Source organism: Geodermatophilus sp. URMC 60, assembly GCF_053502585.1.
In genome coordinates this window covers 2916811-2930560 of the sequence record NZ_CP199958.1, presented here as the reverse complement: position 1 = coordinate 2930560, position 13750 = coordinate 2916811, and the positions used below count along the sequence as shown (strand labels likewise).

General features: G+C 77.3%; 12 protein-coding genes. 6 read left to right on the top strand and 6 right to left on the bottom strand.

Going from position 1 to position 13750, the window contains the following annotated elements; translation table 11 throughout:
- Window positions 1-196 precede the first annotated feature (196 nt).
- The 3 genes from ACWIX3_RS13970 to ACWIX3_RS13960 are packed head-to-tail and all read left to right on the top strand — an operon-like array spanning window position 197 to window position 4927.
- Entirely contained in the window at window positions 197-1177 is a 981-nt protein-coding gene (locus ACWIX3_RS13970) for an AAA family ATPase (protein ID WP_448607955.1), read from the top strand.
- A 1-nt stretch (window position 1178) separates the two neighbouring features.
- Complete coding sequence (locus ACWIX3_RS13965; RefSeq protein WP_448607954.1) at window positions 1179-2537, top strand: DUF58 domain-containing protein; 1359 nt, start codon at window positions 1179-1181, stop codon at window positions 2535-2537.
- Window positions 2534-4927 (top strand): transglutaminase-like domain-containing protein, encoded by a 2394-nt coding sequence (locus tag ACWIX3_RS13960; RefSeq protein ID WP_448607953.1) that lies wholly within the window; start codon window positions 2534-2536, stop codon window positions 4925-4927. The genes ACWIX3_RS13965 and ACWIX3_RS13960 overlap by 4 nt, the downstream gene beginning before the upstream one ends.
- Before the next feature lie 122 nt (window positions 4928-5049).
- On the opposite strand, the gene ACWIX3_RS13955 is transcribed toward ACWIX3_RS13960, so the two are convergent.
- The 3 genes from ACWIX3_RS13955 to dinB all read right to left on the bottom strand — a co-directional run bounded on the left by ACWIX3_RS13955 (window position 5050) and on the right by dinB (window position 7361).
- A complete protein-coding gene (locus tag ACWIX3_RS13955) occupies window positions 5050-5403 on the bottom strand; it encodes a hypothetical protein (protein ID WP_448607952.1) in 354 nt (117 codons plus the stop codon).
- 85 nt (window positions 5404-5488) lie between these two features.
- Window positions 5489-5902: a DUF3040 domain-containing protein gene (locus ACWIX3_RS13950; RefSeq protein ID WP_448607951.1), complete on the bottom strand. Its 414-nt coding sequence runs from the start codon at window positions 5900-5902 to the stop codon at window positions 5489-5491.
- A 250-nt stretch (window positions 5903-6152) separates the two neighbouring features.
- Window positions 6153-7361: a DNA polymerase IV gene (gene dinB, locus ACWIX3_RS13945; protein WP_448607950.1), complete on the bottom strand. Its 1209-nt coding sequence runs from the start codon at window positions 7359-7361 to the stop codon at window positions 6153-6155.
- A gap of 216 nt (window positions 7362-7577) precedes the next feature.
- Between dinB and ACWIX3_RS13940 the strand changes: the two genes are divergently transcribed.
- The 3 genes from ACWIX3_RS13940 (at window position 7578) to ACWIX3_RS13930 (ending at window position 10225) form a co-directional block, all read left to right on the top strand.
- On the top strand, window positions 7578-7880 hold the full coding sequence (locus ACWIX3_RS13940; RefSeq protein ID WP_448607949.1) for a BatC protein: 303 nt from the start codon (window positions 7578-7580) through the stop codon (window positions 7878-7880).
- Between the two features lie 281 nt (window positions 7881-8161).
- Entirely contained in the window at window positions 8162-9187 is a 1026-nt protein-coding gene (locus tag ACWIX3_RS13935; protein ID WP_448607948.1) for a cupin domain-containing protein, read from the top strand.
- 96 nt (window positions 9188-9283) lie between these two features.
- A complete protein-coding gene (locus ACWIX3_RS13930) occupies window positions 9284-10225 on the top strand; it encodes a sucrase ferredoxin (protein WP_448607947.1) in 942 nt (313 codons plus the stop codon).
- Window positions 10226-10241: 16 nt separating this feature from the next.
- Here ACWIX3_RS13930 and ACWIX3_RS13925 read toward each other — a convergent pair whose 3' ends face one another.
- The 3 genes from ACWIX3_RS13925 to ACWIX3_RS13915 form a co-directional block, all read right to left on the bottom strand.
- Complete coding sequence (locus tag ACWIX3_RS13925) at window positions 10242-11492, bottom strand: serine hydrolase domain-containing protein (RefSeq protein ID WP_448607946.1); 1251 nt, start codon at window positions 11490-11492, stop codon at window positions 10242-10244.
- Between the two features lie 108 nt (window positions 11493-11600).
- Complete coding sequence (locus tag ACWIX3_RS13920; protein WP_448607945.1) at window positions 11601-12803, bottom strand: alkaline phosphatase family protein; 1203 nt, start codon at window positions 12801-12803, stop codon at window positions 11601-11603.
- Complete coding sequence (locus ACWIX3_RS13915) at window positions 12800-13552, bottom strand: class I SAM-dependent methyltransferase (RefSeq protein ID WP_448607944.1); 753 nt, start codon at window positions 13550-13552, stop codon at window positions 12800-12802. The genes ACWIX3_RS13920 and ACWIX3_RS13915 overlap by 4 nt, the downstream gene beginning before the upstream one ends.
- Between the last annotated feature and the right edge of the window lie 198 nt (window positions 13553-13750).

The window sequence follows — 13750 nt, the reverse complement described above, 5'->3', positions numbered from 1 at the left end:
GGAGCCCGCTCCGGAGCCCGACGGGCGCGCCGGTGGGGACCGCGGTGGAGCCCGGTGGCGGCCGGGTCGCCGTGCGCGACGCCACGCCCGGGAGGCGGCCGGGCACGTACGGTTGAGACGTGACCGGCTCGCCCGGTCACGCATGGGGAGCGAACCGTCGGACACGCCGCCGACGAACGCCGGCGAGGAGGGCTGCGTGACCGAGGTGACCCCGACCAGTGCAGGGACCGAGGCCCCGGTCGACGTCGCGGCGGAGGGGGCCCGCATCGCGGCGAACATGGCTCGCGTCGTCCACGGCAAGCCCGACGTCGTGCACCTGGCCCTGGTCGTGCTGCTGGCCGAGGGGCACCTCCTGGTCGAGGACGTGCCCGGCGTGGGCAAGACCACGCTGGCCAAGGCGCTGGCCGCCTCGGTCGACGCGAGCGTGCGGCGCATCCAGTTCACGCCCGACCTGCTCCCCAGCGACGTCACCGGGGTGTCGGTCTACGACCAGGAGACCCGGGAGTTCGAGTTCAAGCCGGGCGCGGTGTTCGCCAACATCGTGGTGGCCGACGAGATCAACCGGGCCTCCCCCAAGACGCAGTCGGCGCTGCTGGAGTGCATGGCCGAGCGGCAGGTCACGGTGGACGGCGTCAGCTACGAGCTGGCCCGGCCCTTCCTCGTCATGGCCACCCAGAACCCGATCGAGATGGAGGGCACCTATCCCCTCCCGGAGGCGCAGCGCGACCGGTTCACCGCCCGGGTCTCCATGGGCTATCCCGACCGCGAGGCCGAGCTGGCGATGCTCGACGACCTGGTGACCACCGACCCGCTGACCACGCTGGCCCCGGCTACCGACGCGGCGGGGGTGCGTGCGCTGGTCGCCGCCGTCGGCCGGCTGCACGTCTCCGAGGCGGTCCGCCGCTACGTCGTTGCGCTGGCCGAGGCCACCCGACGCTCCCCCGACCTGAGGTTGGGCGCCTCGCCGCGCGCCGGCCTGCAGCTGCTGCGCACCGCCCGCGCCACCGCCGCGCTGGCCGGGCGCGACCACGTGCTCCCCGACGACGTGCAGACCGTCGCCGTGTCGGTGCTCGCGCACCGCCTGCTGCTCACCCCCGACGCCGCCGCCTCACGCCGCACCGCCACGCAGGTGGTGGCCGACCTGCTGAGGACCGTGCCCGTCCCCCGCGGACGCTGAGGTGGCCGGCCCGGTCGCCACCGCGCTGGCGAGCCTGACGCTGCGCGGCCGCTGCCTGGTCGCCGCCGGGCTCACCCTGCTGCTGCTCGGTGTGCTGCTCGGCGAGACACCGCTGGTACAGGCGGCGGTCTTCGTGCTGGCGCTGCCGCTGCTGTCGGCCGTCGCCGTCGCCCGGCACCGCTTCCGGGTCGCCTCCCGACGCACGGTCACCCCCGTCCGGGTGCCGCGCGGGCGGGACGCCGAGGTGCAGCTGGAGCTGAGCAACGCCGGGCGCGGCACGGGCGGGCTCTGGCTGCTCGCCGAGACGCTGCCGCGCGAGCTGGGGCCGACGCCGGAGTTCGTCGTCGACCGGCTGCCCGGCGGCCGGTCGGCGGTGCTGCACTACCGCGTGCACGGCGGACGACGCGGCCGCTACCGGCTCGGGCCCCTGAAGCTGCGGCTGGTGGACCCGTTCGGGTTGGTGCTGCGCAGCGTCGTCGGCGCCGACACCGCCGCCCTGGTCGTGGTGCCGCGGGTGGTGCCGCTGGGCTCGGGAGGCCCGGGTGGCGGGCACGGCGCCGGCGGCTCGGGCGCGCGCCGCTCGCTCGCCGTCCACGGGGAGGACGACGTCAGCACCCGGCCCTACCGGCAGGGCGACGACCTGCGGAAGGTGCACTGGCGGGCGACCGCGCGCACCGGGGAGCTCATGGTGCGGCTGGAGGAGCGGCCGTGGCGCGCCCAGGCGACCCTGCTGCTCGACACCCGGACCCGGGCTCACCTGATCGCCCGGCCGCTGTCGGGCGACCGCCGGTCCACCCCCACCGGCCCCGACACGCCCCCGCCGGACAGCTTCGAGTGGCTGGTGGAGGCGGCGGCCAGCATCGGCACCGAGCTGATCGCGCGCGGCGCCACGCTGCGGGTCGTCACCGAGGGCGCCGAGCTGACCGGCGCCCACTCCGGCGCGGGGCTCGGCCTGGAGGAGCTGCTCGACCGGCTCGCCGGGGTGGCGCCGTCCCGGCTGGCGGGCCTGGGCCCCGGCGTGGAGCTGCTGGCCCGCGCGGCCGGCGAGGGGCCGGTGGTCGCGCTGCTCGGGGCGATCGGTCCGGACGAGGCCACCGAGCTCGTGCGGGTGCGCTCGGGGCCGGCCGCCGACCTCGCCGTGCTGGCCGACATCGGCAGCTGGGCCGAGGCCGAGGGCGCCCGCCGCCGGCGGCCGGTCGGCGCGGCGGCCCGCGCGGAGCTGACCCGGCAGCAGGAGGCGGCGGCGGATCTGCTGCGCGCCGGCGGCTGGCAGGTGGCCGTCGCGGGAGCCGGCGACACGGTGGCCGACGTGTGGGCCCAGCTGGCGCGGCCCGGCGTCCTGCAGGCCGGCGTCCGGTGACCGGCGACACCGCGCGTGCCCTGCTGCACGACGCCGGGACGACCCTGGCCGCGGCGCTCGCCACCGCCCTGAGCACCCTGGCGCTGGTGCCGGTCTTCACCGACGGCGACTGGCGACCGCCCGTGCTCGCGGCCGTCGTCGCCGTCGCCGCGGGGGGCCTGCTGCTGCGCGTGGCCGGTGCCGCGCTGGCCGACCGGCTGGCCCCGGACGGCACGGCCCCCGGCTGGTGGACCGCACTGGTGGCCCTCGCCGTGCCGCTCGGCCAGCTGGTCGTGCTGGCCTGCGTGCTGACCGCGCTGTTCGCCCCGGCCTCGGCATGGGGCGGCTGGCTGCCCACCAGAGCCAGCCTCGGGGACCTCGGCGAGGTGATGGCCGACGGCACGGTGGAGCTGGCCGAGCAGAGCACGCCCGCGCTGCCCCTGACCGGGCTGGTCACGCTGACCACGCTGCTGGCCGGACTGGTCGCCGTCGCCGTGGACCTCGTGGCCGTCGGCGCGCGGCAGCCGGCGCTGGCCGGGCTGGGGCTGCTGGTCCTGTTCTGCGTGCCGGTGAGCACGGTGACCGGGTCGATCGGCGTGCTGCCGGTGGCCGCGCCGGCCGCTGGGTTGGCACTGCTGCTCTTCGCCGACCAGCACCGGCGGCTGGGCCGGCGCTCGCCGGAGGGACGGCGTCCGCTGCTGGGCGCCGGGACGCTGACCGCTGTCCGGACGGGGGTGGCGGCCGTGGTGCTCGGGCTGGTGGTCGGCGCCGTCGTCCCCACGTGGGCCGAGGGCACCTTCTCCGGCGGCTTCGGCCGCGGCGGGGGCGGTGGCTCGACCGGGACCGCCCTGGATCCGGCCGCGGCGCTGCAGGGCCAGCTGACCCTCGACGAGCCGGTCGACCTGCTGCGGCTCAACGCCTCGGTCCCCGACCCCGGGTACCTGCGGGTCGTCGCGCTGGAGGTCTACGACGCCGCGGAGGGCTGGACGCTCGGGAACCTCGACGGGGAGACCGGTGTCGCGGACGAGACGGACCTGGCCACCCTCCCCGGGCGGCGCGGGGGCCGCCCGGTCGACGCGCTGCTGACCGCCCTCGGGCACGAGGACCGCTTCCTCCCGGTGCTGTACGCGCCGCAGTCGGTCAACGTGGCCGAACCCGACCGCTGGCGCTTCGACCCGGGCACCGGCACGGTGTTCGGCCGCGACGTGTCCACGGCCGGGCAGACCTGGTCGGTCGCGGCGGTCGAACCGCGTCCCACCGCCGAGGATCTGGACGCGGCCGGGTCGCTGCCGCCGGAGCTGCCCCTCGTGCAGCGCTACACCGCCCTGCCCGACCTCGACCCGAGCGTCGACGAGCTGATCGCCTCGCTGACCGCCGCGGCGGAGACCCCCTACGAGCGGGTGCAGGCCGTCTACGGGCACTTCACCGACCCGGCCAACGGCTACGAGTACTCGCTGTCCACCGCGCCGGGCACCAGCGGGGACGACCTGGCGGACTTCCTCCGGCTGCGACAGGGCTACTGCGAGCAGTACGCGGGGGCGATGGCGGCGCTGGTCCGGGCGGCCGGCGTCCCGGCGCGGGTGGTCCTCGGCTACACCCCCGGGACCGTGCAGCCCGACGGCAGCCGGCTGATCACCAGCGACGACGCGCACTCCTGGGTCGAGGTCTACTTCGACGACCTGGGCTGGGTCCCCTACGACCCGACCCCGATCGACACCGACCGCGCCGTCGAGCTGCCGTGGGCCCCCCGCCCTCAGGACCTGGAGGTGGACCCGCGCACCGACCCGACCACCGCTCCCCTGCCCGCGCCGACGGCCCCGGCGCCGCGGGACCAGCCGGCGCCCCAGGACGCGCCGCTGCCCCAGGCCGTGCCGCAGCAGGCCGACTCGTGGGTGCCGACCGCCCTGCGCACCGCGGGCGTCGTCCTCGCCGTGGTCGCGCTGGCCGCGGCGCCGGCCGGGCTGCGGGTGCTGCAGCGCCGCCGGCGGCTGGCCACCGGCAGCCCGGCGGCGCTGTGGGACGAACTCGCCGCCACGGCGTCGGACCTCGGCCGGAGCGCCGACCCGGCCCGGACCCCGCGGCAGGTGGCGGAGGCACTGGCCGGGGCGGCCGAGCCCGGCGGCGGCGCGCACCGGCACGGCCGGCGTCCGGACGCGGGGTCCCGGGTGGCCGCGGCGGTCGCACGGCTGGCCCGGGCCGAGGAGGCGGCCAGCTACGCCCGCCCCGGCAGCGTCCCCGCCGTCGGCCCGGAGCTGCGCGCCGACCTCGCCACCGCCCGCCGCGGACTGCTCGCCGCGGCCCCGCGGGGCGCCCGGCTGCGCGCGCTGCTCTGGCCGCCGTCGTTGCTGGCGGGGCTGAGCGCGGCCCTGGCCCGGCCGCGGTGGGGCCGCCGGACGGCGCTGCGCGGCTGAAGCAGGACCCCGTCCCGGCCCCGTCCAGAGGCTCGCCGTCGGCCCCGTCCGGGGTCCCGCCCCGAGCGGGCGAGGGGTGGGGAGGACGGGGTCCTCCCACGGGGAGGAGGTCGGGACCTCCCTCAGGCCGGGCGGTCGACCTGGAGGCGCAGCAGCCGCTCGGTCAACTCGACCAGCGGCACGGTGAGGGTGAACCGGCCGCCCTCGGACTGCAGCCCGGCCGCGCCGACCCCGGCGGCCGCCCACTCCGGGATGGCGTCGAGCAGTGCCTCGACGTCGAGGAACACCGGCCCCTCACCGGGCTCGGCGTCGGACAGCGACTCCACCTCGGCCCGGTCCGCCGTCGTCCACAGCGGGACGACGTCGTGTCCGTCGCCGTCCGTCCACGGGGCCACGCCGTCCTCGTCGCCCCAGGCCCACAGGCCGCCGGCAGCGGCCAGGTCGTCCCAGACGGCGGTCGTGTCGGAGTCGGTCACGGTGCCTCCTGCGGGGTGTTCGGGGCCGGGAACGACGACAGCCGCCGTCCGGGCGGGACGGCGGCTGTCGTGCGGAGCTTGCGGGCTACTGGTCGTAGCGGCGGCGGAAGCGCTCCTCGAGCCGGTTCTTCAGCGGCTGCCGGCGGGCCTTGCCGCCGCCGCGCCCGCGACCGCTCCGGCCGGGGGCCGCCCCGCCGGACGGGGCACCGGGGGCGGCCTCGACCACCCCGGTGGCCGAGCGGTAGTTCAGGACGGTGAGGGCGAGCCCGCCGAATGCGACCAGGAAGCCGAGGGCACCCAGGGGCACCGACGGGATCACCGCGCCGCCGATGAGCGCTGCCATGCCCACCACGAACAGCAGGACGCCCAGCTGCAGTTTGCGACGCGCCTTGCCGCGGCGGTCACCGGAGCGGACCGACGAGGCGAACTTCGGATCGTCATCGACGAGGGCGCGCTCGATCTGCTCCAGCAGACGCTGCTCGTGCTCGGAGAGCGGCACGTCGACCTCCACGTGGGCCAAAGCCAAAACCCGACGGCGGTGCCCGCCGTCGGTGACACCGAGGATACGAGCCCTCCGCAGGGTGCGAAAGGCGAGCCGCGCCGGGCTCGCCGTGATCACCCCGGTGGGTGGCCCAAGGCCTCGGCGGGGAGACGAACGGGGTGCGGCCGGAGTTCCCGCCACCCGGTCGGGTGCGACCTCGCCGAGTGCGTCCCCCACCCGGCGCCGCCAGGCTGCCGACGGCCGCGGTTCACCGGGTGCGCTGTCCGTCGCGGTGCAGCAGCGTCGCCGGGCGGACGGCGCCGGCGCCGAACCGGCGGGCGGCGCGGTCGGCGGCCAGCTCGGCCTCGCGGCGGCCGCGCTCCCGGGCGCCGAGCTCCAGCTGGCGCGGCGTCTCGCCGGCCGGCACCAGGCGCTCGGCGCGCACGCCGACCAGCCGGATGCGGGCACGGTCCAGCCCGAGGGCGTCGAAGAGGGCGCGGGCGGTGTCGTACAGCTCCTGCCCGACATCGGTGGGGACGTCGAGGGTGCGACTGCGGGTGATCGTGGCGAAATCGGCGAAGCGGACCTTGATCGTCACCGTGCGGGCCAGCCAGCCGCCCGAGCGCAGCCGGCCCGCCGTCCGCTCGGACAGCCGCAGCAGCTCCCGGTGGATCACCGCCGGGTCGTCGACGTCGGTGCCGAAGGTCTCCTCGTGCCCGGTCGACTTCTCCGGCTCGTCGGGCACCACCCGGCGGGAGTCGCGCCCCCAGGACAGCTCGTGCAGGTGCGCGCCGGCCGCGGGGCCCACCGCCCGCTGCAGCGTGCGCACCGGCACGTGCGCGAGGTCGCCGACGGTGCGCAGCCCCAGCCGCAGCAGCACCTCCTCGGTCTTGGCACCCACCCCCCACAGCGCGCCGACCGGCAGCGGGTGCAGGAACTCCATGACCTCCGCCGGCCGGACGACCAGCAGCCCGTCGGGCTTGGCCGCGGTGGAGGCGAGCTTGGCGACGAACTTGGTGCCGGCCACGCCGATCGAGCAGGTGATGCCCTGCTCGTCGAAGACGCGGGCGCGCAGGTACTCGCCGATCTCGGCGGCGTCGCCCAGCCGCCGTCCGGCGCCGGACACGTCCAGGAAGGCCTCGTCCAGGCTCAGCGGCTCGACCAGCGGGGTGATCGAGCGGAACAACGCCATGACCGCGCGGGACACCTCGACGTAGAGCGCCATGTCCCCGGGTAGCACCGTCGCCGTCGGGCACAGCCGCAGCGCGCGGGAGGTCGGCATCGCTGCGTGCACCCCGTAGCGGCGCGCCTCGTACGTCGCCGAGGTGACCACCCCGCGGTTGCCCGCCCCGCCGACGATCACCGGCGTCCCGGCCAGCTCCGGCCGGCGGCGCACCTCGACGCTGGCGAAGAACGCGTCCATGTCGACGTGCAGCACGGTGCAGCCCGCGGCACGGGACGACGACCCCGACGACACCCGATCCCTCCCCGTGCTCGAACGCGTGTTCGAGCGACGAGGGGACGCTAACGCCCGCGGCACCCGGGTGGCACCTCGACGCGGCGCCGTGACCGAGACGTTGTCCACCACCCGTCACCGCTGGTCGAGGCGGTGGTGTGAGAGCAGGATGAGGGAGGTACAGCACCCCCGCAGGGTCGCCGGCCGGCGGCCCGCACCCGACGTGATGGGAGACCCATGGCTCTCGACGACGACGACATGACCAGCACCGAGGGCCACGGCCCGGCCGACGGCGGCGCCGCCGGTGGCGGTTCCGACGGTGGCGCGGACGGCGGCGCCGACAGCGGCGCCGGCCACGGCCCGGCCGACGGCGGCGCCGCCGGTGGCGGGTCGGACGGCGGAGCCGACGGCGGTGCCGATGGCGGTGCGGACGGCGGAGCCGATGGCGGTGCCGACGGCGGTGCCGACGGCGGTGCCGACGGCGGTGCGGACGGCGGAGCCGATGGTGGTGCGGACGGCGGAGCGGACGGTTCCGCCTGACCGAGGACCACGCCGCGCAGGGCCGGCCGGACACCCGGCCGGCCCTGCGTCGGTGCACCGCTGTCGACCCGCGGGTCTTCGCCGAGGAGTACTGGGCCCGCCGGCCGCTGCTGACCCGCGCCGAGGAAACCGGCGGCTCCTTCGACGACCTGCTCGACCTCGCCGCGGTCGACGAGCTGCTGTCCCGCCGCGGGCTGCGCACCCCGTTCCTGCGGATCGCCAAGGACGGCGCGGTCGTCGACCCCAAGCGCTTCACGACCTCGGGGGGCGCCGGCGCCGAGGTGGCCGACCAGGTCTCCTCCGACGCGGTGCTGCGGCTGTTCGCCGACGGCAGCACCGTCGTCCTGCAGGGGCTGCACCGGCTCTGGCCGCCGCTGATCGAGTTCGCCGACCAGCTGGCCGCCGACCTCGGTCACCCGACGCAGGTCAACGCCTACGTCACCCCGCCGTCCTCGCGCGGGTTCTCCCCCCACTACGACGTCCACGACGTGTTCGTGCTGCAGGTGGCCGGCGAGAAGCACTGGCGCATCCACGAGCCGGTGCTGACCGACCCGCTGCGCACCCAGCCGTGGAACGACCGGGCCGCCGCGGTGGCCGCCGCCGCCGAGCGCGAGCCGGTGATCGACGCGGTGCTGCGCCCCGGTGACGCCCTCTACCTGCCCCGCGGCTACCTGCACTCGGCGACCGCGCTGGGCGCGATCAGCGCGCACCTGACCGTGGGGATCCACTCGGTCACCCGCTGGGCGGCCGCGGAGTCCGCCCTCGACCTGGTCCGCGTGCTGGCCGCCGAGGACGCCGAGCTGCGCCGCTCGCTGCCGCTGGGTGTGGACCTCGCCGACCCGGCCGCGGTGGCCGACGACGTCGCGACGGTCGTGTCCGCGCTGAAGGGCTGGCTGGACCGCGTCGACCCCGCCGAGGTCGCCGACCGGCTGCGGTCCCGGACCTGGGCGCAGGTCCGCCCGGAGCCGGTGGCCCCGCTGGCCCAGGCGACCGCGGCCGCCGCCCTCTCCCCCGACACCGTGCTGACGCTGCGCCGCCGGCTGCGCTGCCGGCTGCGCGAGGCCGCCGACGGGCGGGTGACGTTGATCGCCGGACGGCGCTCGCTGGAGCTGCCCGCGGAGACCCGGCCGGCGGTGGCCGGGCTGCTGGCCGCAGGCGAGCTGAAGGTCGCCGACCTGCCGGGGCTCGACGCCGCCGACCAGCTCACCCTGGCCCGCCGGCTGGTGACCGAGTCCATCGCCACCGTCCCCGGGGCGACCGCGGAGCACCATGGGGGGCGTGAGCGCGCGCCCGGGAACGGATCGTGAGCCGGCCGGGTCTCGCCGCGTGACCGGGCTCGCGAGATCGCCCGTGTGCCCGGCATCGCCGCGCACGGCCCCACCGAGCGCCGGCGAGGCGGGACCGTGAGCGCACCCGCCGACTTCTGCCGGGTCGCCGCGGCACCCGGGCTCCCGGCGGGCCGGCTCGACGAGGACCGCTGCTCGGTGCAGGCCCTGGTCCGCGGCGACTCCGGTGTCGCCACCGCCTCACCGGCGCAGCGCTGGCTGCTCATCGAGCAGCCGGGCCCGTGGGGCGTCGACGCGCTCACCCAGTCCCGCTTCGACCCCGCCGTCGCGCCCCGGCTCGCCCACCGGGCGCGCATCGAGGGCGTGCGGGTGCTGCTGGTCCGCCGTCCCGGCGACCGGCTGGCCCACTCGCAGCGCCGATGGGCCTACGTCGACGGCCGGCCCGGCGCCGAGGGCGTGTGGTGGTCGGTGCGCGACAGCGACACCGAACTGGTCGACGCCCCCTGGGACGGCTCCGTCGGCGAGCGCGCCGACCGGCCGCTCTACCTGGTGTGCGCACACGGCGGACACGACGCGTGCTGCGCGCTGCGCGGGCGGCCGCTGGCCCGGACGATGCCCTCCGACGATGTCTGGGAGTGCAGCCACCTGGGCGGCTGCCGGTTCGCCAGCAACGTGCTGGTGCTCCCGCACGGCTTCTACTACGGGCAGGTGCCCGGGAACGGCGCGGGGCTGGTCGAGGCGCACTCCGGCGGCCGGGTCGCCCTGCCCTGGCTGCGCGGCCGGTCCGGGGTGCCCGCGCCGGTGCAGGCCGCCCAGCACACCGCCCGCGCCGAACTGTCACTGCTGGGGGTCGACGACCTGCTCCCCCGCGACGTGCTCCGGCTGACCCCGGCCGGGGCCAGTGTCGAGCGGTGGACGGTCACCCTCGCCGGGCCGGACGGCGACGTCGTGACCGAGGTCGAGAGCCACCCGTCGGAGGAGGCGGCGCCGCTGACCTGCCGCGCGGTGCACCCGGCCCACGGCCGCACCTGGCACGTGCGGCTGCTCTCCGGCGTCTGAGTCCGGGCCCCCGAACTCAGGCCGCGGCCCCGCCCGAAGCCGGCTCGACCAGCCCGTGCACGCGCAGCGTGTCGTACACGGCCGTCGCCAGGGCCCCGATCCGGTCCTCGTCCGCTCTGCTGTTGAGGCTTATGGCGACGATCAGCCCGGACTCCGGGAAGTACGCGTGCAGGAGGCGGAAGCCGAGGGTCTGGCCCTCGTAGAACCAGAAGGTGCCCAGGGCGTCGGTCATCTGGGCGACCCCCAGGCCGAAGCCCCTCGGGTCCTCGGGCGTGGTCCCCTCGATGGGCTCCCCCGTCGCCGTCGACACCAGGCTCAGCAGCTCGGCCTGCTGCTGGGGCGGTAGCAGCCACCCCTCGTACAGCACGCGCGCCCACCACGTCAGGTTGGCCGTCGTGCTCAGGATGCCGCCGGCGCCGCGCGCCCAGGACAGCGAGGTCCGGCTGACGTCCCGTCCCACCAGGGGGGACAGCTCGGGCTCGTCGGTCCGGGTGTAGTAGCCGGCCGGCAGGCGGTCGGTGATCCCCGGGGGGTAGAGGTGCGAGCGGTAGAACGTGTCCCGCAGGCCCAGCGGTCCCAGGAGCCGTGCGGAGAGCTGGTTCGCATAGCTGGTCCCGGTCACCCGCTCGACGATCAGCTCGGCGAGCACGTAGTTGGTGTTCGAGTAGCTGTACCCGGAGGTCGCCGGGGCCTCGACCGCGTAGCCGACGAGCTCCTCCGGGGTGAACTCCCGCAGCGGGTCGGCGGCCTGGGCGGTGAGGAAGGCCGGCTGGTCGTCGTAGGTCGGGATGCCGCTGGTCATGTCCAGCAGCCGCCGGATGGGGATGTCGTGCCACTGCGGGTACTGCGGCAGCCACTGGCTGACGGGATCGTCGATCGAGAGGCGGCCCTCCGCCTCGAGCTGCAGCAGCAGCACCGAGGTGAACGCCTTGGTGTTGCTGCCGATCTGCCAGAGGGCGTCCGGCTGCACGGGCACCGACCCGCCGAACTCCGTCGTCCCGGCGCTGACGTCGATGCTCTCCGCCTGATCGCGGAGGCTGACGCTCACGGCGGCGGCCGAGACGTGCTCCGCGGCACCCCGCTCCTGCAGGTACTGCTCGAGGTCCGCCCGCAGGTCCACCACCAGGGCGGGGGCGTCGGCTGCCGGACGCACCGCGGCGGTCGCGGCGGACGGCGCCACGAGGCCGGCCGTCACGAGCAGCGCCGTGAGGACCGGCAGGAGCAGACCGCCTCGGTCGGGGACGGGGCGTGGGCGTCTGGCGGTCATCGGGGGCTCCGCCCTGCGGGGATCGGGGAGGTCCTGCGCCGGTCTCGGGACGCCGGGCACTGTGGTCCCGCCCCGCAGGCAGCGTCAACGGCCGCGGGCGCGCTGCCCTCAGGCCAGGGCGCGGCCCCGCGCGGCGAGCATCGGGATGGCCAGCTCGGTCGCGGTGAGTGAGCCGTGGTACCCGACCAGCCGGCTCGGACCGGGCTCCCGTTCGGTGGCGGTCAGCGCCCAGGTGCCGCGGGCCAGCGCCACGACGTCGCCGATCCGCCCGGCGAGGTCGTCGTCCACCGGGCCGAAGACGCCGCTCGCGATCGCCTCGTCGCGGCCGGCGACCCAGGCGCGGTCCCCGAGGACCTCCCGCCACCGCGCCAGCAGGTCGGCCTCGGCACCGGGGACGGCGTGCAGGTAGCGGGCCCGCGGCTCGCCGGCCAGCAGCCGGACGTCCTCGGTGAGCTCGGGGTGCGCGTCCAGGTCGAGCCGGGTGCCGGGCGGGACGTCGAGCATGCCGTGGTCGGCGGTGACCAGCAGCGCGGCGTCGTCGGGCAGCCCGTCGACGACCTGCTCGACCAGCCGGTCGACGAGGGCCAGTTGGGCGCGCCAGCTGGCCGAGTCGACGCCGCGGACGTGCCCGGTGAGGTCGAGCTCGGCGGTGTAGCCGTAGACGAGGGTGCGCGGCGCGGCGGCCAGCGACTCCAGCAGGACGGCGGCCAGGTCGCCGGGGCCGACCGTGCCGGTGTAGCGGGCGCCGCGGTAGGCGGCGTTCGACAGACCCGATCCGCGGAAGGCGTAGGGCGCCACGGCGGCGACCTCCACCCCCGCGTCGGCGGCCTGCTCGAAGACGCTGCGCCGCGACATCCAGACGGCGGGGTCGGGGTCGTCGGCCCACTGGACGTGGTTGAGGGTGCGGTCCTCCCCCGTCGCGCTCCGTTCCCCGGGGACGATGGTGACGAAGCCGAGGACGCCGTGGCTGCCCGGCGGCAGGCCGGTGCCCAGGGTGGTGAGGCTGACCGGGGTGGTGCTCGGGCAGGGCGCGGAGAGGTCGCCGGCTGGGGTGTCGAGCCCGGCCAGCGTCGGTGCGAGGTCGGGGTGCGCACGGATCAGGTCGGCGCCGAGCCCGTCGACCAGCAGGACGGCGATCCGGCGGGCGCCGGCCAGTGCGGCGGTCAGGCCGAGCGGGTCGGGCGGCAGGTCGCCTCGCTCGACGGGGACGCCGAGCGCGGTGGCGGCGCTCGGGAGGACGTCGGCGAGGGTGGCCGTGCCGTAGTCGGGCCGGGCCAGGTCGGCGGGCAAGCCGTCGACGGGGAGGCTCACGGGCGGGTCGCGAGCAGGTGCAGCCCGGCGGCGACGTCGCGGTACGGCGAGCTGCCCGCCAGCGCCAGCTCGAGCCGGCGGACCGCCTCGGGGTCGGCCCCGGAGGCCACGTCGAGCAGGTCGGCGACGACCGAGACGCCGCGCCAGCTGCCCGGCTGCAGCCCGGCCGCCTCGACGAGGGCGAGCAGGTCCTGCGGGGTGAAGCGGCGGCGGGCGGGGCGGCTGGCGCGCCGCGGGGCGGGGTCGCGGTCCTCGAGCAGGGCCAGCGCCTCGACGGGGTGCCCGGCGACGGCCCGGGCCAGCACCGCGCCGGCCCGGTTGGCCGAGGCGACGCTGGCGGTGCCGCCGGGTCGCAGCGCGCGGGCGAGCTCGCGCAGGGTGGTGGCCGGGTCGTCGACCACCTCGAGCACCGAGTGGCACAGCGCCAGGTCGTAGCCGCCACCCTCCCCCGCGGGCACGACCTCGTGCAGCTGGTCGCCGTCGCCCTGCAGGCCGTGCACCCGCGGCCCGACCCCGGCGTTGTCGGCCCGCCGGTTCAGCGTGGCGAGGGCGTCGGCGCTGGGGTCGACCACGGTGACGTCGTGGCCCATCTGGGCCAGGCGGACCGCGGAGTTGCCGCTGCCGCCGCCGACGTCGAGCACCCGCAGCGGGCGGCCCGCCGCGACGAGCGGGTCGAGGGCGGCCCAGACGGCGGCCGCGCGGGCGGGCAGCTGGTCCGCGGCGGACGAGGTGGGGGCAGACGGCGGCACCCGTCGGAGCCTAGCGGCGGTCGGTGCCGGGCACGGGGTGCGTTCGCCGGCGGCAGGGAGGCGGCGCCGGTGCGGTGGCCGGGGCGGCGCCGGCGATGTGCGCTCGCGGCGCATCGCGGGCCGGGACCGCGCCGTTCGCGCACATCGCCACCGTTCTGACGCCCGGCCCCGTCCCGGCGGCCCTTCCGCGGGGTCCCG